Below are 22,791 nucleotides of genomic sequence, written 5' to 3' on the forward strand. Positions count from 1 at the left end.
ATGGCTTTATGCGCTCGACCTTTGTTTTTCGACTCTGCTTTTAAGGCATCGTTATATTTGCGTCTAGCGTGTGCCCAACAACCAACAGGGGTAATGCCTTCAATACCGTCATAAACACGGTAACCGTCGCACTGTAAATAGCCTTGATAACCGGCAAGAAATTCTTTTGCGCAAGCGCGACTTCGACCTGCTTGGTAATCGTAAATCACGACAGGCTCATGGCTAACCTCATTGCTGCGATAAACCCACATGTAGGAATTGCTGCTAGGATTGTCACCTTCATCTAAGACTTGTGTACGGGTTTCATCGGCACATAAACTGTGCTCACTAAGCAAGTGACGTTGCATGGCTGCCACTAAGGGGCTGATTAGCAGGCCCGCTTTAATACACCAATTAGCTAATGTTCCGCGCGATAGTTCAAGGCCGCCACGGCCCAGTATGTCAACGAAACGATAAAGCGGTAAGGCGGTAAGGCATCGCAGTATTTGCCTGTCACAACCGCCGCTAATGCCTCGGGACTGGCAATACTCCCCGGTATCGGTTGTTTAGGTTTAGGCGCGGTGATGATTTTACTGGTCAATTGTTCATGCTCGCAATGTCTGCAAGCATATTTAAATTGTTTGTGCTTAATGACGCTGACTTTCGCCGGAATAATTTTAACTTGTTCGCTGTCTTCACTACCACATTGATGTAGTTGCTCACCGCAACACTGACACGTTAACTCGGTTAAGGTGTGCTCAACCTCTTCTCGTTCAAAGTGCTCAGCCAGCGTTTATTTGCCTTTCTTATGGTGTTTAGGCGGCTCAGTCGTTTTATGCTGCTCCGCTTCATTGAAGGTGCCCCGTGGGGCTTTTTCACTTTTTTTACCGTATTTTTGGGATTTACTTAACTTAAGCTCAGCAAGCAAGTGGTCAATCCGCGATTGCATTTCAACCTTATCTTCTTGTAAAGCATCAAGCTTAGCCTGCATAAGTGCAAGCTGATTTTGTAGTTCGGTGATGAGAATAGTGTCTGGCATTTTAATAGCATGACACATGGGAAAGATCGTTCAAGTAAAAAAAACGATCTGATTAATTTACATCACCGATAACCCCGATAAAGTCGGGTGCCGCGCGCACGCAGTGCGAATCATTAAATATATTATATTTTAAAAAATATCAGATCTAAAAGTAAAAAAGCCAATCTAACGCAAAATAAACACAGACATTAACTACATATACTCTCTTTATTTTGACTGGTTGATCCTGATTGTTTTACCTGCAATTACACAGTGTTTTAGCTATAAGTATTTATTACTTAATGTTAAGGTTTAAGCTCTAAAACGCACATTTAAAGTAAATCAGTAACCTTAATACTTTATAGCCGATAATATAGGAGCTAACTATGTCTAATTGGGTTGATGCAACAGTAAAAAAAATTACTTGGTGGACAGACTCGTTATTTAGCATAACGGTAAATGCCGACGTTGAGCCATTTAAAGCGGGGCAGTTTACTAAGCTATCTATAATGGATGGCGATAAACGTATTGCACGGGCTTACTCCTATGTTAATGCCTCCGATGACCCCAATTTAGAGTTTTACCTAATAAACGTAGTTGACGGTTTACTCTCATCGCATTTAGCCAAGCTACAACCAGGTGATAATGTACTAATAGAGCGCCGCGCTACAGGCTTTTTTACCCTTGACGAAATACCCGCCAGCGAGCAGTTATGGATGCTAAGCACAGGTACCGCTTTAGGGCCGTTTTTATCCATGCTGCAACAGAGCGAAGTATGGCAAAAGTATCAGCATATAAACCTAGTACATGGTGTACGTTTAAATGACGATTTAAGCTATCAGGAGCTTATAAACACACTACTTGAAGCTCATCCTAAGCAGTTAAATTACATTCCTGTAGTGAGTCGTGAGCAAGCTGATGTAGGGTTGCACGGACGAATAACGGATGCGATAGCTAATAAGCAATTGTTTTCGCACGTTGGGCTAGATGCCACGCCCGAAAATGCACAGTTTATGATCTGTGGTAATCCGCAAATGGTAAAAGACACCACCGAATTACTAATAAGCCAAAATTACCAACGCAATCGCCGTAGAACCCCCGGCCACATAACAGTTGAGCAATATTGGTAGTTAGGCGTGTGTATTTTGCCCGCTTGAACGTGTAGCAATATGTTTGGTTTTTAGGTAAATAAGTACCTATTTAGTGTGGTTATTCCTTTAAATGGGCAATAACCATGCTAAATACCAAACATGCTCTAGTACTAAACAGATAATCACTACCCCAAAACCGTAAAATTTGCTATGTTGCGCCCTAACAGTATTTCGTGCTCATTTTAGGAAAACTATGAAATCTTTACCTATCGTTTTTGCTTTTATATTTATTGGTGCCGCGGCACTTGTTTACGCAACAGAGCAAGAAACCAACACAACGGCGCAAAGCAGTGCAGAGCAAGCTAAGCCTGTAATTGAAAAACAGCAGCAAGCTGCCGACGAGTCAAAGCAACAAGCTACAGATAGGCTCAATACCCTAGAACATAAAGAAGCAGTATTAACAAAACCAGTTGTTGATCCTAACAAAGTAGACGACTCAAAAGTACTTGGCACCGAAACTCCTAAGCCAGTTGAAAAAATTAAAAATAAAGAAGAAAAAGCCGCCGCTATAGCCAAAGCTGAGCAAGTAGTAACGCAAGCTAAAGAAGCCTTAACGCAAAAACAGCAAACAAAAGCCAAACAATCGCGCGAATCATTAGCTGTAATTGAACAATTAGTTAAAGCCTATAACGCCCGTAATATTGAAGAGTTTATTCGGGTTTATGCCGAAGACGTTGAATTTTATATTTTTCCTAACGAGCTGCTATTTAAAGGCAAAGAAAAACTAATAGCCCGTTATGGCTTAATGTTTAAAAAACTAAAATGCATTCATTCATCACCAATTAAACGCATAGTACATGGCGACATAGTAATTGATCATGAATTATCAGAAACCTGCTCAGTAGATAAAAACGTAATAGATAAACGCTCAGAGCTTATTTCAAGCTATCAAGTTAAAGATGGTAAAATAATTCGTGTGTTATTTTTTCGATAACTCATAACTAGGTAAGTAAGTATCAAAATGCAGTTAAACGACGAGAAAAAAATTCGCCTAGAGTATCGGGTAGAGCCAGGCTGTTTAGGCCCACAAGGGCTAAGCCACATAGAAGATTTTTGTCGCTATGCTAATAAGCATATTAAATCACCATATTATGCGCAATTTTTATTTACCCCTCGTTACGACAAGCAAAAAAGTGAACGTCAATACAGCGTAAATAGCCGCAACTTATCGCAAGTTCAGGCCAAGCTGTACTTTGATCACTTTCAAATAAATATAGTAGAGTTTGAAGAGCAGCTCGACGAGCTGCTCAGTAAAGCAATAGATCTGTACTTTAAACGCTAGTCGCACTCAAAATATCGTTAAAGCTTTCGTTGTCGTGAAGGCTAGCAAACGCACTCTCGTGCAGTAGTTCATTGCGTAAGTTAGGCGAGTAATCTAGCGCCATTTTTATATCGGCTAACGCATCGGCATGTTCATGAATTAACGCATAAGCACACGCACGTTGCCAATAAGCATAGCCATAATCGCTGTCTATCTCTATTGCTTGGTTACATAGCTCAATAGCTTGTGCTGTGTCGTTAATTTCTAGCAGTGCATCGGCTTTATAAGCAATAGCTTCTACGTCTTCGGGTTTACGTTTTAAAATTTCGTCAAAAATTTCAATTTTGTTAGCAAAATCACTTTCTAAATTAGCCCGCATCCACAGTGAGTGAACTTCATTAGTGACCGAAATCCGTTCTTGGTTACTGAGTATTTCTTCAGAGCGAACGCGCAGTTTTTCTTCAAGAATTTTTAAGCGATCTTCATACTCATCGGTAATAACGCTTACTCGGGTATTTACTATGTCTTCTACTTTATTTTTAACATCGCGCAGTGAGTTCCAACCCACTAATACTAAAATTGATGCGGTAGCCGTAATAATAAAAAATACATTATTAATGGTATCAGTAGTGTAGGTAATTGCACGGTCGGCGGTATCTAGCTGGGCATGAGTAACTTGTTTTGTTACATCCTCACGTAGTTTTTGCTGATCTTGACGCACAGCTCTAAGCTCATCAAGAATATAACGCTCCATTAGCGGCTTATACATAGGAGCAGCTAGCCCATCAACAGCTTGGTTTTGTTGCTGCTCGGTGGGAGCCGAAAAAGGGTCATCTTCAGCAGCAATGATCGCTGTAGAATTAAAAGTTACGCAAATAAACAATAGTAATAAAAAGTAACGCATAGTACGCCTAATAAATAAAATCAATAAATCGCTAAGGCAACTTTAACATGCACAGATTCAGGGTACTAGAGGAGGTTGCTGTTTCGTTAAACACTTTATAGCGCCGGTTAGGTAATTAACGTTAGTTTGCAGCAATTAGACATTTTTAGACGCTATTGATAAAAATTAGGCAAAAAAAACCAGCTCAAGGTGAGCTGGCAAAAACTACTTAAAACAACATAATGTCAAAGGGAAAAACAATAAGTTAGATTGCATAATAACGCGACTAAGCTGAACAATTACTTAACTCAATTCAATACTTTAAATAAATAAGGTGTATAAATCATCACAAAATACACCTTTATGTCACATGGCGAAGGGGGATATACACAGTGACCTTGGTTACCCGACAGCCAACTTTTTAAGCCCTTCACATTACATTACGTCGCTTATTTTAAAAGCGATCATTTTTATTATTTAAAATGCGCGGCATAAAGCCCCGCCTACAAAAATTGCACAAAGAGAAGACAATGAGAGTAAATTAGTAGAGCTATATTTATTTTTCACACCACCCACAGCTCTTTTCATCCTCTAAAAGCGCAGCGCCTCATACCTTTTTGTGAATAGGCTTTTAAATTTAAAATGCGCGGCATAAAGCTCGGCCAACAAAAATTGCACAAAGAGAAGGTAATGAGAGTAAATGAGTAGAGCAGCTCCACTTTATCCGCAGTTCGAAACTTACAGCTCTTTTCACCCTCTAAAGCGCAGCGCCTCATAGCCTCTTTGTGAGTTAATTACTTAAAAGCGATTGCTCACAGGCCAAAGCCCAAGATCGCAACTCGAAACGCAAATAACAAGCACAAAAAAACGGCGCTAAAGTTAGCACCGTTTTTACTTAATACTTAAATAAAGTATTTAAAGCCTGTTATTACGCTATTTTTTTCTCTTCGCAACTGGCTAGGTATTCGTCAAACGAGCCTTGAAAGTCGATTACTTGTTTATCTTTAATATCAATAATACGCGTAGCAAGTGACGATACAAACTCACGGTCATGGCTTACAAAAATAAGCGTACCTTGGAAGTCTTTTAACGCATTGTTAAGTGCTTCAATGGCTTCCATATCCATGTGGTTTGTAGGCTCGTCCATTACGAGTACGTTAACGTCTTGCATCATTAACTTACCAAATAACAAACGGTTTTTTTCACCACCTGAACAGTTACGCGCTTTTTTGTTTGAATCGTCTGCTGTAAACAACAAACGGCCTAACATGCCACGTACCATTAAATCGTTGTGCTTAGCGGTGCGCCACTGCGACATCCAATCAAACAAGGTTAAGTCGTTATCAAAATCTTTAGTGCTGTCTTGCGGGCAATAACCAAAAGTAGCATTTTCAGACCACTTAACTTCGCCCTCTAAGCTTTTAAGCTCGTCTACTAAACAGCGTAAAAAGGTAGTTTTACCCACACCATTTTCGCCAATTACTGCAAGCTTAGCGCCGGCTTCAAGTAATAAGTCGCCGCCAGAGAACAACATTTCGCCATCAAAGCCATGGCCAATTTTGTTAACTTCAAGCGCTTGGCGATACATTTTTTTACCTTCGTCAAAGCTCAGCGAAGGGCTCATACGGCTTGACGATTTAACTTCATCAAGTTTAATTTTATCCATTTTTTTAGCACGCGAACTTGCTTGTTTCGCTTTAGATGCGTTAGCACCAAAACGGTTAACAAAGTCTTGTAGTTCGTCAATTTCAGCGCTCTTCTTCGCGTTTTCAGCAAGTAATTGCTCGCGTTGTAGGCCAGCAGCTTCTAAAAACTTCTCGTAGTTACCAGGGTAAATACGCAGCTCGCCGTAATCAATGTCGGCCATGTGTGTACATACCGAGTTTAAAAAGTGACGGTCATGCGAAATAATAATCATGGTACATTTACGCTTGTTAAGCTCGTTAGCAAGCCAGGTAATTGTATGAATATCCAAGTTATTTGTAGGTTCATCGAGTAGCAAAATATCAGGGTTTGCAAATAACGCCTGTGCTAAAAGCACACGTAATTTCCAGCCCGGCGCTACGTTTGCCATTAAGCCATAATGAAATTCTTTATCGATACCCGCTTCTAGCAAAATTTCTTCAGCGCGGCTTTCTGCCGTGTAACCGTCCATTTCTGCAAATACGCTTTCTAGCTCAGCTACTTTCATGCCATCGTCTTCGCTCATTTCTGGCAAAGAGTAAATACGTTCGCGCTCTTGCTTTACTTTCCAAAGCTCCACGTCGCCCATAATTACAGCGTCAACTACGCTAAATTCTTCAAACGCAAACTGGTCTTGGCTTAGGTTACCTACTTTTAACCCAGGAGTAATAGATACATTACCGGCACTTGGCACAAGTGCCCCGCTTAAAATTTTCATGAAAGTCGACTTGCCGCAGCCGTTAGCGCCAATTAAACCGTAACGGTTACCGTTACCAAATTTAGCTGAAATGTTTTCAAACAACGGCTCTGCGCCAAACTGCATCGTGATATTTGCGGTGGAGATCAAAAAAATGTAATCCTAGAAAAAGTACTGACAGGGATAGGCTGCAGCAAAACGCCACAAACAAGAACCAGACAATAGGGTAAATTAGCTGGCGAATTATACAGATCCAAAGCCAAAGATGAAAGGTAAAAGAAACTTAAAAAATAGCCAGTAGGGCAAGAGCAGTTTTTAGATGTCAGGCTTGAGGCTTTAGGTAAAAATTAACCAAGGTTAATGTACAAGAGTAGCGGGAGTTTACTTCGCGCTTATGGGCTGTAGGCGTTGAGCTTGCTGACGCGAAAAGCGCAGCTTTTAATGTGTAGGCACGATTATACCTTCGGATTAATTTAAACGTGTTGTGTGGTTTTTTAAATTTAGTAATAACAAAAGCTTGTACTTAATTGTTTAAAAGTTAAGGCTAAATTTACATAATTGTAAAAGCAGGCGCGTATTAATGATAACGGCGTAGTTTTTATTGGTTATATAACTAATAAGCCTATATTTATTTTTACCAATCAGGTAAATTGTTTTAAATGAATACTAACTTAATAATACGTTAGTTATTAACAGATAAGCCAAGGAGCGGTGTGTCTCGTGTCAAACTCCACACTTAGTTACTACAATCAAAACGCACAAAGCTTTAGTGATTCAACCTTAAATGTTGATATGTCAGTGCTGTATGCTGAGTTTTTGCCACACGTTACCGAACACGGCCATATTTTAGATGCCGGGTGCGGCAGTGCCCGCGATGCTGCTTACTTTAAACAACAGGGTTTTACTGTTAGCGCGTTTGATGCAAGCCCAGAACTTGCCGCAATAGCAAGCAGTTACTTACAGCAACCCGTCGACGTTAAAACCTTCCAGCAGCTAGATTGTGTTAATAAATACGATGCCATTTGGTGCTGCGCCAGTTTATTACACGTGCCAAAAGCTGAATTACCACAGGTATTTTTAAACCTACAAAATGCATTAAAACCAAACGGTGTTTTGTATGTATCGTTTAAATATGGCGATACAGAGCGTGTGTATAATGGTCGTGAATTTACCGATTTAAACGAAAATTCTTTAACGCATTTACTTAGCCATACGCAGTTAAAAGCTATTAAACAATGGCAAAGTGTTGATCAGCGCCCAGAGCGCGAAAGCGAAGTGTGGTTAAATGCGCTTATAAAAGTAGTGCATGTTTTATGATTGGAGCAATGCAGCAACAGCTCGACTTTATTGCGTATATTCAACGAATGTTAGTTGAAGGGGACTTTAGCGCAACTTATAAGTTTGCCCTGCTGCATGCTATTGCCGATGTATGTGTAGAACAGCCGTTATTGTCAGATCAAAGTGAGTTAGTAATAGAGTTACCTACACTTGCCGATAAATTAATTACCTTATATTGGCATCATGCAATGCCGTTTCCGTCAGAACATACCGGTGAAAGCGCTCTGCTTTTGCAAAACACAGGCGCGCAATCAAAAGTAATTAGCGTATTGTTTGAATGCCAACAAAACAATATTCGTAATTTACGCCAGCTAAAGCAAAGTTCATTTTACAAACCAACATTTAACGCTGCTATGGCAACATTGAAAAGTGGTCCGCTTTGGCGATTACAAATACTTGCCAAACAAGAAGAATGCTTTTTATACCCGCACACTAAAAACACTAAATTCATTACCTTAAACGCAGGTATCGCCAGTTGCTTTAGACGTTTTTATGATTTAGTCGTGTACTTAGCTAAAAATGCGTGGCTGCAAAAAATTCAAAGTATAAAGTACAACCAAACACTTATTGGCCCGCAAAGCCAACTGCATGATTTTTTATTTGGCTTTGACCGTAACGCACTCACAAAAGCAAAACCTGTGTTAGTAGAGCTGCAATCAAACTCATGCTTTTATTGCCAAAAGCCAATGAAAAACGATATTGAGGTCGACCACTTTATACCGTTTGCCCGTTACGCAAACGACCTAGGCCATAACTTTGTAGCAGCGCATCGCACATGTAATAACAATAAGCGAGACTTTTTAGCTGCGCAACAGCATCGCGAGCGCTGGCAAAATCAAAACTTGGTTGTTAACAGCCAAATTATTAGTAATGAGCTAAGTGCGTATTTTCACTGCGATGCAGATAAGTCACTCGCAGTAAGCAATTGGGCGTATCAGGTGGCACAAGCCAACAACGCTAAATTATGGCTTGGAAATAAAGACCATTTTGAGCAAGCAAAACCAACCGCCGATATAGTGGCTTTCCCACAAGCAAAACAAACAGAGTTAAATCAAGCTGCAGAGCCTGTTATTAGCTTAAAATCAATTGACGATGCATTAAAACTGCCGTATTTCCCCAATATAAAAATTGCTTGTGGGCATTTTAAAACAGGGGATGAAAGCGATATGGAATTTATGGCTGCACCACTTGGTGCAGGCAAGCTCGACCCACAAGTACACTTTTTTGCGCATGCATCGGGTAACTCAATGAATGGCGGTAAACACCCAATACTTGATGGTGATTTACTGCTACTTGAGCTTATAACATCTGATAAAGCGGGATCGCTGCGCGGCCAAATAGTCGCGATAGAGCGAGACGATATAAGCGGTGATGGGCAGTATTTACTGCGCAAAGTTAATAAATTACCCAATGGGCAATATGAGCTAATCGCTCAAAACCCAGAATATGAAGTAATGATTGCTGATGACAGCATGCGAACATTCGCAAGGTTTAAACAGGTAGTTGTGGAATAGTTGTAGGCGGGAGTTTACCTCGCGCTTTTAAATTGAAGGTTAAATGTTCGCTCGTAGGCGTTGAATTTGCTGACGCGAAAAGCGAAGCTTTTGAATTTCGGTGTAATTAATATGTTGGTGCTATTTTATATCGCGCTCATCAGTTGTTTTTTTGCGTGGGATTTAGAGATTTAATAACCTCTATTCGAGGTTATATCGCGTTGGCGATGGCAACCAAAGGGCGGCTGCCGCCGACCGCCCTTTGGAATCCCACGGCGCGCCCGAGGATCACACTTTACCTCAACTTACGTTAATGATGTGAACGTAACCAGCGTAGATAGGCCATCCATGGCCAAGCTACGCTTTGTACAGCATCCATGCTGTACATTACTCATCATTAACTTATTTTCAGGTGTGATCACGGGGAATTGGAGTGTGTTGGTAAATTGGTGCTTATTAATTTCAATTGTTTTTTGTTTAACGGATTAAACAATTTGAATATGAAGTGAACGATATTGCCGTAACAATAATTAACTGGTACGTTAGTAACCACATTAAAAGAAAGGATTCTAAATAATGAAACTTAATCAAGTTTTATCAATTGTTAATCAAGTCGAAAAATCAAAATTCATTTCTTGTCTAGATCGTTTATGTACCGATGCGGCTAAAGATAATAAAAAGCTAGCTAAAACAATAGACAATATTGATGGCCAAATTAAAAATGCATCAGGCAGTGAAATAACTCAATTATTTAACACCGTTCGGGAGTTTTTTAAAAACTCAGTAAAAGAGCAGATCTTAATGAGCACTGCACAGCTAAATTTACTGGTGAATATTTTAAGCCGTGATGGCAATGGAGTTGCAAGGATAAGCTGGATTGAGTCGCTTTACGAAAAAGAATGGGCTGAATTATCAAAGCTTTCAAAAGAGCTTAAAGAGTGTATTCAAGAAGGCTCAGCAGAGTATGTTTTAGAAAGAAATCGCGCATTAAAAATTTATCATGCTTGTATGAAAGAAGCATATTTCAATGACGAAAAAAACAACCGTGATGCTAAAGTTACGGACGATGAGCGCAGTATTCTAAATGTGCTTTCTAATGAGTTAAACCTTACAACAGATGAATGTGCCGCAGTAGAGCACCTAGTTGATATTATTCCTCAAAATGGTGTGTTGGATGCCTTAAATAGCCTAAGAGATATAGGGCTGTTATTTATAAGCAAAAAGCGCCAAGAGGTGTTTATTCCAGATGAAATTGTAACTCTACTTAATGAAATTCAAGGCAAGGATTTAGCCGATAAGTATGTACTTAGAATACTTAGAACACTCACAGATGCTGAGCTTTCGAATGCGCTTAAAGCCCATGGGCGTAAAATTAGAGGTGTAAGCCGCACTGATAAAATTCAAACAATTATTCACTCAGGGATTAGCGCCGCTAAATTATTATCGGACGATATTCATAGTGTCGAAGATAACCAAAATCAACGTAAAGAACGCCTAAAGCAGTTGATACAAGACCTAGAAATTGATACTGAAAAATTAGGCACTACTTTAGATGAACGTATTGGTTTAATACTGTCATCATTATCAGGTGCTACAGAAAAAGAGTTTGATTCACTTAGCGCCAGTGGTTTTAAACAACTTCTAAAAACACTAGAAGAACACTTCCCCACGATGCAAGCTGTGCTAAAGGAAGCATTTGAACTTGAAGCTAATGAACTAATTGACACTGAAAAGCTGCGTGCTTTAAGTATTACGCCACACGACATTCTATATTTACTTTCGAATGATGAAGTAAAACAAGTTCGCGACAGCATGAGGCTTTCTAAGCGTGGAAATGCGCGTTTTGCTATTTTAGAAAGTTTTGCAAATGCCACCGATAAACTAATCGAGAACTACGATGCACTAGCACGTCGTGACATTAACGCGTTAAAAGAAGCTGGTGCTGATGTTACAGAAGCCGATATTGGCGTTAAATTTGAAGAAGTCACAAAGGCTATTTTTGAGCTATTAGAACTTAATATCGACGAAGATCTACGAAAAGATTTAAATACCACTAAAGATAAAGCAGATATCGTAATTTCACTCAGTGATAACGATATAATTATTGGTGAAGCAAAAACCTGTAAAAATGGAGATTTTGCAAAATATTCAACGACTTCTCGACAAGTAAAAGCTTATGTAACACGTGCCGAAAATCAGGGTAAACGTGTAGCGCAGGTATTAATAATTGCCCCTAGCTTTTCTGATGATTTTATCGAGTCTGCTGAAATGGATACAGAGGTTAATATTTCACTACTTGAGGCGCATGGGCTTAAGTTAATACTTGATGCTTATAAGTCAAAACGTAACCCAAGTTTTGCGCCTAAGTTATTGACCAAAGGTGGTTTGCTGAAGGCGGAGTTAATAGCGAAAAATATTTAATGGGTTGCTGGAATGTTTTGGTGTGATTTTAACGGATTTAATAACCTCTATTCGAGGTTTTATCGCGTTGGCGATGGCAACCAAAGGGTGAATACCGCCATCCACCCTTTGGAATCCCACGGCGCCCCAAGGATCACACTGTATCTTCAACTTACGTTAATGATGTGAACGTAATCAGCGTAGATAGGCCATCCATGTCCAAGCTACGCTTTGTACAGCATCCATGCTGTAAATTACTCATCATTAACTCAGTTTCAGGTGTGATCACGGGGAGTTGGAGTGTGTTGCTAGATTGGTATGTATAAATATTCGATAAATTTAAAAATATAATTTTCATATAGCTATAGGAAGGGAAGATGTACTCAGGAAAAGAAATAACAAAAGCAGGAAGAAGTTTTCTAAATGATGAAATCATATCTGACCCTGAATTACTCTCAAAAACATTGGATGTTTTGTCTTATTGGCGATCTTGTCATACAGAACCTTTAGAAAATGCCTTAAAAAGACTAAGACAAACGGTTAAAAGCCTCGACAAAAATGCTTTATACGCTAAACGTTTAAAAAGATACCCTTCTATCCAGTTAAAGCTTAGAAGATTTCCAGAGATGAGTCTAAAAAACATGCAAGATGTTGGCGGTTGCAGAGTAATCGTAGCAAATTCAAAAAAAGTAGAACAAGTTATTCGTTCACTCAGAACTAAGCCTGAGTTTAGACCTAGAGGATCCAGCGTACGTTTTAAGGACTATATTAAAAACCCAAAAGCCGACGGTTATCGAAGTTATCACATAATTGGGAATTTTCCTGATAGTGTCAAGAAAACTTACAGGATTGAAGTCCAAATCAGGACGAAAATTCAACATTATTGGGCAACAGCATTAGAAATTATTGATCTTTTTACAAATCAGTCGTTGAAGACAAATCAGGGGAAAAAAGCGTGGTCAGACTTTTTCGTTCAGATAAGTTCTCAGTTTGCAGCTATGGATGATATTCATTTATTTTACAATCAAGATAATACGAAAAAATTAAAACTTTATTCTAGTAAGCTAGTTGAAGATAAAAACTTAGCATCTAGTTTTTTAGACGTAGTACAAATGTCCAAAAAACTAAAAGTTATTGAAAAATTAAATGCTTTTGCGAATTCACTACAAATCGTGGATCAGGCTCTAAAGGATATCAAAGTTAGCGGCTATATTTTGATTAAAATTGATCTAAAAGAGCACTTGTTGAATTATGAGATATACGAAGAAAGTGACTCGAAAGAAGCGGAATTTAAATATACTGAAGCTGAAAAAGAATCTGCAGAGAAGCAAAGCAACACAATGGTTGCGTTAGTTTATACCGATCACGTAGATGAAATTAAACAGGCTTACCCAAATTTCTTTGCCGATTCAAGCCAATTCATTGAGTTGTTAAATATTATTCATAAATCAGAAGGTATATTTAAAAGTAGAGCGCAGAGTAAATCGTTTCTAGAGAAGCTCTTAGCCCCAGCAAATTTTCAAGATTATAACAGATAGAGTTTAGGTGAAACGTCATTAATAGAAGTGCCCAAAAATTATCTATAATGAGCTATAAGTTACGAAGTACCTTAATATTCCAAAGAGAGATTGGCGCTTGCTTTTCTTTGGTTGCCATCGCCAAAGCGGCATGTAACTAAAGCTTATAATAATTCACCCAATCGCTAACTTTCCAGCCTTATGCCACATTTTACTTGGCATGGGGTTTGTTAACTCCCAAGTTATATTCATTGGCTGACTGCCGTTGTGGCTTTGGTATTTAACCTCACCGTAGTTTACAAATCCCATGGTTCGGCCGTTTTCGTCTTTGCCTTGCTCGCGCACAAATAACAGGATGGTTTTGCTTGTTAGCTGGTGTTGAATGTAACTAAGGCCGCGGCCGTGTTCTGGGCGGGCGCTGTTTTGCGTTTGCCAATGGAATAGGGTGGGGCTGATTGCGTAATCGTGATACAGCGTGGTGGGTGAGTAGGTTTTTTCACACTTATTAAGCGTTACAAATAATAGCTCTAGATTTTGGTTTTTAAACTCTAAAACGCCTTCGCGGGCTGTCGATTTTTTATCAAACGAGTGCGCTCCAAATGCAGAAAGTATTTGCTGGCGCGTGTAGCGGCTGTGCAATTTTATGGCGTGATTAGGTAAACACGCTAAATCGCTTTCTTGTTGGTGAATGCGGTTTAATAAAAGCGTGATTACTTGTGCAAGTTCGTGCTGTAACGCTGGATGAATAAGCGTTTGTAAGCTTTGTTCAAGCGTTTTAAAGCCTAAACTTGTGCCAGTGGAATCCCAAAAGTTGTAATGCGCCATAAGTGCGTACTGTTGGTTTTGTGCTGTTGGCATAAAGCTAAAATCGTTATTACATAAATCACGTAAAAAGCATAAGTAGCTGAGCGAGTCGCAGCCGAGTAATTGGGTGTTGATTGCGCGGTAATAGGCGGCGTAAATATCGGCTTGGTCTGATGGTATTTCATCGCCTTTTAACCAATGCCAGCCGCCGAGCTTACCGTCTTTTGGTTTGTATATGTCTTCAAGCGTGACTTGTGGGTTTATGCGTAAAAAGTTACTTAGCGTTAGCGCGTCATTGGTATGTTGCGAATAGCTATTTATCAGCTGCTGTAAACGGCGTTTAGAGTTTATGGCTTGCTGAATATTTTTTAATATTGTTTGTTGTGTGCGCTTTTGTAGCTCTATACGGCAACCCAGTGGTAAATGCGGGAAGTTGTTTTCGATTTCGGTTTTTATTGGCTGGTTACTTTTACCAATGAGTGCGCGGAATTTACTCGCAAAGTCATATTCTGGGCGAGCATTGCCTACAAAGTCGAGTACGGTACAGCACTGCTTTTGGCTGTTGTCGGGTAAACGCAAACCACGGCCTAGTTGCTGTAAAAACAGCGTTAAGCTTTCAGTCGGACGTAAAAATAACAGGGTATCAACCTCTGGAATATCGACACCTTCGTTAAAAATATCAACTACACAGAGTATTTGTATTTCGCCTTGGCGAAGTGCTTGTTGTTTGGCCGCGCGCTCGTTGGTGTTTTTGCTGGTCAGCACATCGGCGCTTATGCCTGCTAAGTTAAACTTAGACGCCATAAATTCTGCGTGTTTTTGGCTTACGCAAAACGCGAGTGCTTTAATAGCATGAACATTCGTCACTATATCAGCAAGGCTGGATATAATTTTATTAGCGCGGTTGTTTTCGCCTGTATAAAGGTTACTTAGCTCGCTTATATCGTAACGGCCACCACGCCACGTTATTTGGCTTAGGTCTGTGTCGTCATCCAATCCAAAGTATTGAAATGGGCATAAATGGCGTTGATTTATTGCCTCTGGTAAGCGAATTTCAGCGGCTATTACTCCGCAAAAATCATCGAGTATATTTGCGCCATCTTGTCGCTCTGGTGTGGCGGTGAGGCCAAGTAATATTGTGGGCGTAAAGTAACTTAAAATAGTGCGATAACTGGCAGCGCTTACGTGATGTACTTCGTCTATTACTATGTAGTCGTAATAATCGTGAGTTAAATTGAGCGATTCAATTTGGCTGTTCAGCGTTTGGATTGATGCAAATAATTGGTTGTAGCGTTGTGGTTTGTAGTTACCTACCCACAGCTCACCAAAGTCGTTATTTTTAAGCACACCACGGTAAGCGCTTTGCGCTTGTTTTAGTATTTCTTCGCGGTGGGCTACAAACAAAAAGTGTGCGTTTGGGTTTTTGTCGTAAACGGTTTTAAAGTCGAACGCCGATATTATAGTTTTACCTGTGCCGGTTGCGGCAACTACTAAGTTTTTAAAACGCTTATGTACGCTGCGCTCAGCACTTAGCTTTTCTAAAATAGCGAGTTGATGAGTTTTTGGTGTTATATCAAAATAAAATAGGCTGCTTGGTTGCCCAACACCGCGTTGCTCGTTAAGTGAATTAATGAGCTTTTCTTTACACTCAACAGCGCCTGTAAATAGCTCGAAGTCTTTTGATTCCCAGTAGGTTTCAAAGGTACTTTTGGTTTTGGCTATTATGTGCGGGATTTCTTGTGCGGTAATTTTTAAGTTCCATTCAAGGCCGCTGGTAAGCGCCGAATGCGATAAGTTAGACGAGCCAATATAGCCTGTATGAAAACCCGTATTGCGCATAAATAAGTAAGATTTAGCGTGTAAGCGCTCTTGCTGGTTGTTGTAGCTTAGTTTTACCTCGGTATTTGGTAAGCTCGCTAAAAATTCAACCGCTTTAGCATCCGTTGCGCCCATGTATGAGGTGGTAATTACTTTGAGTTTGTTGCCGCTTTTGGTAAACGCTTCCAGCTCATTTTTAAATATGCGCAGCCCTGTCCATTTTATAAATGAGACCAACCAATAAATAGTGTCGGACGATTTTATCTCGCGCTTTAGCTCGGTTTCGAGCGATATACCTGCATTAGCACCGCTAAATAATTCGCTTTGCGTAAGGCCCGTTAGCGGGAATATATCGTGAGAGTATTCTTTAAGATTTGCAGCAATAGGGTTTTGGGTATTAAATAGCGCGGTAAGTATTCGGCCTTGGCTGTCGATAAGATTTTCGTTGATTAGTTCGTCATCACGAATGTGATCTTTAAGCCAAAGTACAAGGTTGTTGGCAAGGTCAATTTGTTCTTCTAAGCGCTTTTTTGAATTAGGGATTGCATCAATCGCATGTTCAACAAGCTTACCTAAAAAGCGTGAAAGCCATGTTGCGGCTTCGGCCGTTTCAAGCTGGCGCTCACCTACATAAAATTGATCACGATTTAAGTTTTGCTTAATTACTTGCGTAATTAGCTGCTCGTAAATACCAATTTGCTGCATTAAAACCACTCCCTGTTTGCGAACATTCAGTTTACTAAAAAATGCAATGTAAACAAGCATTAACTCATTGTTGAACTAAAGGCAGCTGCTAAGACAACTCCCCGTGATCACACCTGAAATTGAATTAATGATGAGTAATTTACAGCATGGATGCTGTTAAAAAGCGTAGCTAGGCCACGGATGGCCTATCTACGCTGGTTACGTTCATATCATTAATTACAATTGAGGAGATAGTGTGATCCTCGGGGCGCCGTGAGATTCCAAAGAGAAGTCGGCGGTTACTTCTCTTTGGTTGCCGTCGCCAACGCGACATATAACTCAAATTTGCAATTTAAAAGCCCAAGTGCGAGGTAAACTCCCGCCTACAATTCAAAAGTTGCGCTTTTGGTGTCAGCAAACTTAACGCCTACAAAATTACTTTTACTTTTACTATTGCGCTAAAGCAAGACTTAGTAATTCCCCTAAACTATCTGTTTCTATTTTATATCCAATCCCTTATATTCACTCTAGGAGCTCAAAGGAAGAAAGCACTCAATTTAAGGATAAATAATGATTAAATGGATTTTATTGATACTACTTGCCATATTTACAACGTTACCTCAAGCATACGAATCCTACTCACAAAGTCGCTGCGACAGAATTGAAAAAGAACGTGAAACAATACGTTCACGGTTGCGTCAAGGCTATAGAGTGAAAGAAGGTGAGCGATTAAAAGCACGATTCAAATCTTTATTTGAAGAACTTGCAAAGCATTGTGATAACCCCAAACAAACCAATCGAACACATCAACGATCTTCCGTTTATAGCACTAGTAATAACGCGTTATTACACACAAGAATGCCGAATATGCAATTTTATAGTGATAGCTATAACGACCCAGGTAAGCTTAAAGCTTGGTCTGAGTTTTATACTTTACCTAAACGTTGCCGAGCTAAGGGAATGGAGTCATCCGATTTTGTATGGTGCAGTGAGTACCGCGGTGAGCAAAAACGATTATTTGAAGAGCAGTGGAATAAGCGGCCATAAATATGTTAAACACACAATGGCGAGTGCTATTTGTATTTATTGTGCTGTTAATTGCATCGGCACTTATTGCTAATCATTTAACAGGACGGGTATTTAATTATCATGATCCTATTGGCAGTGTTAGGGCTATTTACGATGATATAAAAATTAAAATCGAAATGGCTGAAGAGTCTGAACTAACCGCTATTAAAACGATTGCCGCTCCGTCATTTTCTTCTAAAACTGCAATGCAAAACCATTTACCACAAGCCGACACTACGCGTTGTGTAGATGTATCATTAGGTAAAGTTAAATATAAGCGTAATGGCAATATTTACACCTGGACAGATAGCAATGGCGTACCACATTTTAGTGATAAAAAGCCTGACTTTGAGGTAGCAACACTCGACACAGATTTTGTTGAGCCGCTTGATTACTTTGAATTAACGCTACATGCAGCTAACTTACCGCCATCGTTTACTGAAGAGTTACGTATAAAGCTCAATACTGTTTTTAAGGTGTATGGCCAAATTATAGGTGTTGATGCATTAAAAAAAGTAAGGTTAAATTTAACTGTATTTGCAACACGAAGAAGCTATGAGCAAGCAATTAAACTGCGCGGGGCCGATCCAACAAACACCGATGGTATGTATTTTCATTCTACCAACTCAGCTTTAATAAATTATAGAAATGAGCAAAGTGCTATGCGCACAGCGGTACACGAAGCGGTGCATGCGGTTAACAAAGCAATATTAGGCTCGACTCCTCGCTGGCTCAATGAGGGGTTAGCTGAGTATTTTGAATATACCAAAAACAGCATGCAACTAGTTAGTGTTGAGCCACATCCTGGCTGGGTAAATAATAAGCGCGTAGCGCAAAGTGTTTTTACTATTAATTGGTTGATAGGTTTAGATGACACGTGGCAAACAGGCGATGACACTAAACTTTATGCGAGCAGTTGGGCTGCTATATATTTTTTGATGGATTCTAATAAAGGCAAACAGTTTTTAAAAAGCATCATGCTAGCCGAGCAAAAATCGCCATGCAGTAAACTCACTGCAGCAGAGTTAAAAAATATGCTGTATCAGCATTTTCCGCAATTGGATAAAGACTATAGACAATGGTTGAAAACCCCATTTAGAAAACAGAGTTTTTAAGGAGTTATGCAAAGCACTACGCGAATTAAACTCGGATCTAAAAACAAAGCGCGAGGTAAACTCCCGCCTACAATTTGAAGGCTGACGCTGAGATATTTCCCCGTGATCACACCCGAAATTGAATTAATGATGAGTAATAGCTGCGCATGGCGGAATTTTGTTCCCGACAAATTCCAAGTACCTAAATCCCTTTAGGCAATGCGCGATAAAGCGTAGCTTGGCCACGGATGGCCTATCTACGCTGATTACGTTCATATCATTAATTACAATTGAGGAGATAGTGTGATCCTCGGGGCGCCGTGGGGTTCCAAGGGGCGGTCGGCGCTTTAACTTGGTAAAGAGCGCCCCTTGGTTGCCGTCGCCAACGCGACTTTTTCTTTAGTTATTTAGATTGTTTATTAATTTCTTCAACAGTTCTAATTACAGCTTTTTTTAAAGCGCTGCGCATAACTTCGTTAGTTAATTGATCTAATAATGTTTTATGGAGAACTCCCATACCTTCATTATTGGCCATAGTTGCATCAAATAATTCACGTGTAATTAATTCTTCCCCTAGCTTATTTACTAATGAAAGTGAAAAAGAAACATTTCTATTGCAGTCTAAAGTCCATGCACCATGACAATTAACATCAAAACTCATAAGGTCTGCAGAAATTAACATTTCTACTTGATTATTTATTGCGATATTACTTAATAGCTTCGCATCACTAGATGCAGGTATTATGTCAATCTTTTTTGCATTTACACCTAAAGATTGAAGCTCATTAATAAAGGCATTTCTTATAAAGTCAGCAACTCTTACAAATTCCTGTCCATCACTTGTCATGCCGATTGTTGCAGGGCCCATCCGCATAACTGCTTTTTCTGCTAATTCATCTTTAACAGTGGCAAGGTTTCTTTTATCTCTCCATTGGGTTACACCAATAGAGTCGATATTTTTAACCTCAACATTTTCAATTGTTTTTTTATGGTATTCCACAGGGAATGAGTTTTGTATAGTACAACCAGATAAAATGGATAAGAAAGCGGCAGTTATAGTGAGTTTCTTTAACATATATTTATTTCCATATAAGGGTAAATATCGCACTTTTACCAAGTGCAAACCTAAAAGCTTTGATTAAGCGCCATGATACACAAATTTTTATGAAAATAAGATCAATACTTTCAAATGGCTAAGTTATATTATAAATTTTATAACTAAAACCGAATTGGCACAGTCTCGTCACAATTCCCGCACACTAATGAGTAACTATCCTTACGCTTACTTGCTTTAGTATGGGCGTTAGAACATTGCGGGCAAGGAGCTTTCATTGGTGTATTAGCTTCGCAAATGCCACAGGTAACAAAGTAACCATAGCGACCAGAACGTGGTTGTAAACTGGCTGAGCTATTACACTGTTTACACGTTAAAACTATCTCTTTGCTTAGTGTTACTTCAGGCTCGGTCTGTGCCTCAATAACAGGTTCAGTATGCGTTACTACTTGTTGATAGGGCGGTTTAAGTTCATTTATTTGTGTCGTGGCATTTGAATGATTTTGTGAACTAAGTGATATGTTTTTCTCTAAAATAAATTGGCAAATTTTGCCCAAACTTTCTTCGTTAAACCATGGTCTAACGTTAGTGGATAAAAAATGTAAAGCATTAGGTGTCGATGCGGGTAGTTTCATCATTTGTAGTAGTTTATCAGCTATGAATTCTGATTTAACTAACCGCTCTTGTGTTGCTTTTGGTGTGTGATCCCTGTTGATAATAGCATTGCTCGATATTGCACAAACACTTTGCCATTCTCGGCCACCAAAGCCTTGTTGTAGTTTACCAAATATTTTTGGCAGTAATAATGGGGCATTGGCTCGTAATAGGCTTTTTAGTACTGCTAGTTGTAGCTCAACTTGCTTTATTGGTGAGGGCATACCTTGCCAGTTACCACGGTAACTTCGGCTCCATTCTTGATGTTCATTAATCGTTACTTCCCCTGTAATGCTTTTAGATTCGATGAGAATAAAGCCGTAGGTATATACAATAAGGTGGTCTATTTGAGCTGTTTCGTCGTTGTGTTTAAATTTGAGGTCGTTAAACACAAAAACTTGAGGGTGATCTTTAAATGCACGGCGTAAATAAAATGCCACGTCGAGCTCTTGTTTTTGGCCTGCTTGTATTTTTGCAGAGTTACTGGTGGTGAGTATTTTATCTTTTAAAATCATGAGGCTTCCATTCAATCATGCGTGTGGATAGGATATCACTGATGTACCTAATAGCAATACGATTAAGGCTTTAATGTTGATTAGGAAGCTTTAAAGTCATCGACAACGCGACATATAACTAATACTTGCAATTAAAAGCCTAAACGCGAGGTAAACTCTTGCCTACAATTTAAAAGCTAGGCTTTTCGCGTCAGCAAATTAAGTGTTGATAGCTACCTTACCCAATCTATTATTAAATGTCGTATGTTTGCGTTGTTAAGGTGTCGTATATTTGCTATATTTAATACAAGAAACGAGGGTATTTATTATGACAATAGCAAGTAAAGTAACAACAAGAATAAACCGCTCAAAGCGTTATGTTTTTGATCGTGCTGATTTTGCAGATATTGCTGGTTACGACCAAGTTGGCCGGGTATTAAAAAAGCTGGTTGATAATGGTCATTTATTGCGTATTGGTTATGGGCTTTACACTAAAGCGAGAGAAAATCGCATTACGGGTAAGTTAATGCCGGCATCTCCTGCGGGAGCTGATGGTGTTATATTAGAAGCGATTGAAAAGCTAGGTGTTGACTACAAATTTGATGAGTTTTCACAACGTAGTATCAATGGTGAAAGCTTGCAAATTCCAGCGTCTCTGAAAATAATTACAAATAATCGCTTTAAACGCAAAATTGTCGTAAATAATAGTGCTATTAATGCTAATTGATAGTGACCTGTTTTTAGATGTTGCCGATGCTCTTGGTATGGGTAACCCTGCTATTGTTGAAAAAGATTATTATGTTGTTGCATTACTAAAACTACTTTCTGAATTGTCTTTTGATACGCACTTATTGGTTTTTTCTGGTGGTACCGCATTAACAAAGTCGGGCATTAAAACTCATCGAATGTCTGAAGACATTGATATTAAAATCATACCTACAGATGTGTTTGCTAATATTTCAAAAACACAAAAAAGAAAGGCTAGGAAAGAGTTACATCTTCAATTACTTAATGCCATTAGTCTGCACAACTCTTTTTCGGTAGAAAACCGCCCTACTATTTATGATGAATATCGTTATCAACAAATTGATATACGTTATCCTCAAGCACATTCAAAAGTTCCATGCCTAAGGCCGTTTATTAAGTTAGAGCTGATAGAGACCTTGCTTTATGATCAAGTAGTGAGTAGAGATATATGTTCTTTAATGAATGAGGTCACTCAAAAGCCTCCTGAAGTTGCGCTAATGGGGTTTTCGAGTATTAAGAGTACACAAGCGGAAAAGCTAGTCTCTATGTTGAGGCGAACAGCAAGTTTTGCGCGCGATAATATAAGAGATGATGATCCTGCATTAATACGCCATATTTATGATACGTATTATATTCAACAAGCTGGGCTTGCGAGTGCTTCTGACGTAATGTCTTTGGTAAGTAAAGTTATTGCGGAAGACTTAACGCGTTACTCAAACCAACACGCTGAATTTATGAAAAGTCCGATTGCTGAACTGAAGTTTGGCTTAAGCTTACTACAAACCAATACATTATATGAAGAACGCTTTAACCAATATGTAGTACCTATGGTTTATGGCAATAATAGCCTTAATTGGCAGCAAGCATTTGATGTATTTAAGTTATATTGCAATCAAGTGTTAAATAACATAAAGCTTTAGCTGCCGTCGCCAACGCGACATATAACTCAAATTT

General features: G+C 39.3%; 19 protein-coding genes. 11 read left to right on the forward strand and 8 right to left on the reverse strand.

Annotated elements, in window-relative coordinates:
* From AAEZ22_RS12910 to AAEZ22_RS12920, 3 genes are all read right to left on the reverse strand, one after another.
* Nucleotides 1-509 (reverse strand): IS66 family transposase (locus tag AAEZ22_RS12910; protein WP_352297527.1); only part of this gene is annotated, 509 nt, incomplete at its 3' end.
* Nucleotides 398-769, reverse strand: a complete 372-nt coding sequence (locus AAEZ22_RS12915; RefSeq protein WP_350546327.1) for an IS66 family transposase zinc-finger binding domain-containing protein — start codon at nucleotides 767-769, stop codon at nucleotides 398-400. The genes AAEZ22_RS12910 and AAEZ22_RS12915, both read right to left, overlap by 112 nt.
* Before the next feature lie 3 nt (nucleotides 770-772).
* Nucleotides 773-1,036 (reverse strand): hypothetical protein, encoded by a 264-nt coding sequence (locus AAEZ22_RS12920; protein WP_226898068.1) that lies wholly within the window; start codon nucleotides 1,034-1,036, stop codon nucleotides 773-775.
* 347 nt (nucleotides 1,037-1,383) lie between these two features.
* Here AAEZ22_RS12920 and AAEZ22_RS12925 point away from each other — a divergent pair, with 347 nt between their 5' ends.
* From AAEZ22_RS12925 to AAEZ22_RS12935, 3 genes are all read left to right on the forward strand, one after another.
* On the forward strand, nucleotides 1,384-2,127 hold the full coding sequence (locus tag AAEZ22_RS12925) for a ferredoxin--NADP reductase (RefSeq protein ID WP_309217323.1): 744 nt from the start codon (nucleotides 1,384-1,386) through the stop codon (nucleotides 2,125-2,127).
* A 214-nt stretch (nucleotides 2,128-2,341) separates the two neighbouring features.
* On the forward strand, nucleotides 2,342-3,082 hold the full coding sequence (locus tag AAEZ22_RS12930; protein ID WP_011329725.1) for a nuclear transport factor 2 family protein: 741 nt from the start codon (nucleotides 2,342-2,344) through the stop codon (nucleotides 3,080-3,082).
* A gap of 27 nt (nucleotides 3,083-3,109) precedes the next feature.
* A complete protein-coding gene (locus AAEZ22_RS12935; RefSeq protein ID WP_011329726.1) occupies nucleotides 3,110-3,430 on the forward strand; it encodes a hypothetical protein in 321 nt (106 codons plus the stop codon).
* Here AAEZ22_RS12935 and AAEZ22_RS12940 read toward each other — a convergent pair.
* Together AAEZ22_RS12940 and AAEZ22_RS12945 are read right to left on the reverse strand one after the other, a co-directional pair.
* Complete coding sequence (locus tag AAEZ22_RS12940; protein WP_309217322.1) at nucleotides 3,420-4,313, reverse strand: tetratricopeptide repeat protein; 894 nt, start codon at nucleotides 4,311-4,313, stop codon at nucleotides 3,420-3,422. The genes AAEZ22_RS12935 and AAEZ22_RS12940 overlap by 11 nt on opposite strands.
* A 907-nt stretch (nucleotides 4,314-5,220) precedes the next feature.
* Nucleotides 5,221-6,822, reverse strand: coding sequence for an ABC-F family ATPase (locus tag AAEZ22_RS12945; RefSeq protein ID WP_086995465.1), 1,602 nt, complete (start codon nucleotides 6,820-6,822; stop codon nucleotides 5,221-5,223).
* 570 nt (nucleotides 6,823-7,392) lie between these two features.
* Between AAEZ22_RS12945 and AAEZ22_RS12950 the strand changes: the two genes are divergently transcribed.
* The 4 genes from AAEZ22_RS12950 to AAEZ22_RS12965 all read left to right on the forward strand — a co-directional run bounded on the left by AAEZ22_RS12950 (nucleotide 7,393) and on the right by AAEZ22_RS12965 (nucleotide 13,441).
* Nucleotides 7,393-7,989, forward strand: a complete 597-nt coding sequence (locus AAEZ22_RS12950; protein WP_352297500.1) for a class I SAM-dependent methyltransferase — start codon at nucleotides 7,393-7,395, stop codon at nucleotides 7,987-7,989.
* Nucleotides 7,986-9,524, forward strand: a complete 1,539-nt coding sequence (locus AAEZ22_RS12955; RefSeq protein ID WP_352297503.1) for a DUF8808 domain-containing protein — start codon at nucleotides 7,986-7,988, stop codon at nucleotides 9,522-9,524. The genes AAEZ22_RS12950 and AAEZ22_RS12955 overlap by 4 nt, the downstream gene beginning before the upstream one ends.
* Nucleotides 9,525-10,079: 555 nt before the next feature.
* The gene (locus AAEZ22_RS12960; RefSeq protein ID WP_352297506.1) at nucleotides 10,080-11,924 is read left to right on the forward strand and encodes a hypothetical protein; all 1,845 of its coding nucleotides are present in this window, start codon (nucleotides 10,080-10,082) and stop codon (nucleotides 11,922-11,924) included.
* A 356-nt stretch (nucleotides 11,925-12,280) separates the two neighbouring features.
* Complete coding sequence (locus AAEZ22_RS12965; RefSeq protein ID WP_352297508.1) at nucleotides 12,281-13,441, forward strand: RelA/SpoT domain-containing protein; 1,161 nt, start codon at nucleotides 12,281-12,283, stop codon at nucleotides 13,439-13,441.
* Nucleotides 13,442-13,594: 153 nt separating this feature from the next.
* Here the strand turns inward: AAEZ22_RS12965 and AAEZ22_RS12970 are convergent, their stop codons facing one another.
* A complete protein-coding gene (locus AAEZ22_RS12970; RefSeq protein WP_352297511.1) occupies nucleotides 13,595-16,747 on the reverse strand; it encodes a DEAD/DEAH box helicase in 3,153 nt (1,050 codons plus the stop codon).
* A 549-nt stretch (nucleotides 16,748-17,296) separates the two neighbouring features.
* On the opposite strand from AAEZ22_RS12970, the gene AAEZ22_RS12975 reads away from it, so the two are divergent.
* On the forward strand, nucleotides 17,297-17,773 hold the full coding sequence (locus AAEZ22_RS12975; RefSeq protein WP_197182358.1) for a hypothetical protein: 477 nt from the start codon (nucleotides 17,297-17,299) through the stop codon (nucleotides 17,771-17,773).
* 2 nt (nucleotides 17,774-17,775) lie between these two features.
* Nucleotides 17,776-18,909 (forward strand): DUF1570 domain-containing protein, encoded by a 1,134-nt coding sequence (locus AAEZ22_RS12980; protein WP_350551340.1) that lies wholly within the window; start codon nucleotides 17,776-17,778, stop codon nucleotides 18,907-18,909.
* Between the two features lie 382 nt (nucleotides 18,910-19,291).
* Here AAEZ22_RS12980 and AAEZ22_RS12985 read toward each other — a convergent pair whose 3' ends face one another.
* The gene (locus AAEZ22_RS12985) at nucleotides 19,292-19,963 is read right to left on the reverse strand and encodes a hypothetical protein (protein ID WP_089369052.1); all 672 of its coding nucleotides are present in this window, start codon (nucleotides 19,961-19,963) and stop codon (nucleotides 19,292-19,294) included.
* 143 nt (nucleotides 19,964-20,106) lie between these two features.
* Nucleotides 20,107-21,111, reverse strand: coding sequence for a nuclease-related domain-containing protein (locus AAEZ22_RS12990; protein WP_089369053.1), 1,005 nt, complete (start codon nucleotides 21,109-21,111; stop codon nucleotides 20,107-20,109).
* Between the two features lie 307 nt (nucleotides 21,112-21,418).
* Between AAEZ22_RS12990 and AAEZ22_RS12995 the strand changes: the two genes are divergently transcribed.
* Nucleotides 21,419-21,817: a DUF6088 family protein gene (locus AAEZ22_RS12995; RefSeq protein WP_011329741.1), complete on the forward strand. Its 399-nt coding sequence runs from the start codon at nucleotides 21,419-21,421 to the stop codon at nucleotides 21,815-21,817.
* Nucleotides 21,807-22,757, forward strand: a complete 951-nt coding sequence (locus tag AAEZ22_RS13000) for a nucleotidyl transferase AbiEii/AbiGii toxin family protein (RefSeq protein WP_041454885.1) — start codon at nucleotides 21,807-21,809, stop codon at nucleotides 22,755-22,757. Before AAEZ22_RS12995 ends, AAEZ22_RS13000 begins: the two co-directional genes overlap by 11 nt.
* Nucleotides 22,758-22,791 lie beyond the last annotated feature (34 nt).

This window comes from Pseudoalteromonas sp. 20-MNA-CIBAN-0454 (assembly GCF_040308685.1).
GTDB lineage: Bacteria > Pseudomonadota > Gammaproteobacteria > Enterobacterales > Alteromonadaceae > Pseudoalteromonas > Pseudoalteromonas nigrifaciens.

What these genes read in the sequence shown, in the direction of transcription:
- AAEZ22_RS12935 (WP_011329726.1), top strand. Translation starts at nt 3,110, where the DNA reads ATGCAGTTAAACGACGAGAAAAAAATTCGCCTAGAGTATCGGGTAGAG.
- AAEZ22_RS12990 (WP_089369053.1), bottom strand. Translation starts at nt 21,111, where the DNA reads ATGATTTTAAAAGATAAAATACTCACCACCAGTAACTCTGCAAAAATA.
- AAEZ22_RS12920 (WP_226898068.1), bottom strand. Translation starts at nt 1,036, where the DNA reads ATGTGTCATGCTATTAAAATGCCAGACACTATTCTCATCACCGAACTA.
- AAEZ22_RS12965 (WP_352297508.1), top strand. Translation starts at nt 12,281, where the DNA reads ATGTACTCAGGAAAAGAAATAACAAAAGCAGGAAGAAGTTTTCTAAAT.
- AAEZ22_RS12960 (WP_352297506.1), top strand. Translation starts at nt 10,080, where the DNA reads ATGAAACTTAATCAAGTTTTATCAATTGTTAATCAAGTCGAAAAATCA.
- AAEZ22_RS12995 (WP_011329741.1), top strand. Translation starts at nt 21,419, where the DNA reads ATGACAATAGCAAGTAAAGTAACAACAAGAATAAACCGCTCAAAGCGT.
- AAEZ22_RS12940 (WP_309217322.1), bottom strand. Translation starts at nt 4,313, where the DNA reads ATGCGTTACTTTTTATTACTATTGTTTATTTGCGTAACTTTTAATTCT.
- AAEZ22_RS12985 (WP_089369052.1), bottom strand. Translation starts at nt 19,963, where the DNA reads ATGTTAAAGAAACTCACTATAACTGCCGCTTTCTTATCCATTTTATCT.
- AAEZ22_RS13000 (WP_041454885.1), top strand. Translation starts at nt 21,807, where the DNA reads ATGCTAATTGATAGTGACCTGTTTTTAGATGTTGCCGATGCTCTTGGT.
- AAEZ22_RS12970 (WP_352297511.1), bottom strand. Translation starts at nt 16,747, where the DNA reads ATGCAGCAAATTGGTATTTACGAGCAGCTAATTACGCAAGTAATTAAG.
- AAEZ22_RS12925 (WP_309217323.1), top strand. Translation starts at nt 1,384, where the DNA reads ATGTCTAATTGGGTTGATGCAACAGTAAAAAAAATTACTTGGTGGACA.
- AAEZ22_RS12930 (WP_011329725.1), top strand. Translation starts at nt 2,342, where the DNA reads ATGAAATCTTTACCTATCGTTTTTGCTTTTATATTTATTGGTGCCGCG.
- AAEZ22_RS12980 (WP_350551340.1), top strand. Translation starts at nt 17,776, where the DNA reads ATGTTAAACACACAATGGCGAGTGCTATTTGTATTTATTGTGCTGTTA.
- AAEZ22_RS12975 (WP_197182358.1), top strand. Translation starts at nt 17,297, where the DNA reads ATGATTAAATGGATTTTATTGATACTACTTGCCATATTTACAACGTTA.
- AAEZ22_RS12955 (WP_352297503.1), top strand. Translation starts at nt 7,986, where the DNA reads ATGATTGGAGCAATGCAGCAACAGCTCGACTTTATTGCGTATATTCAA.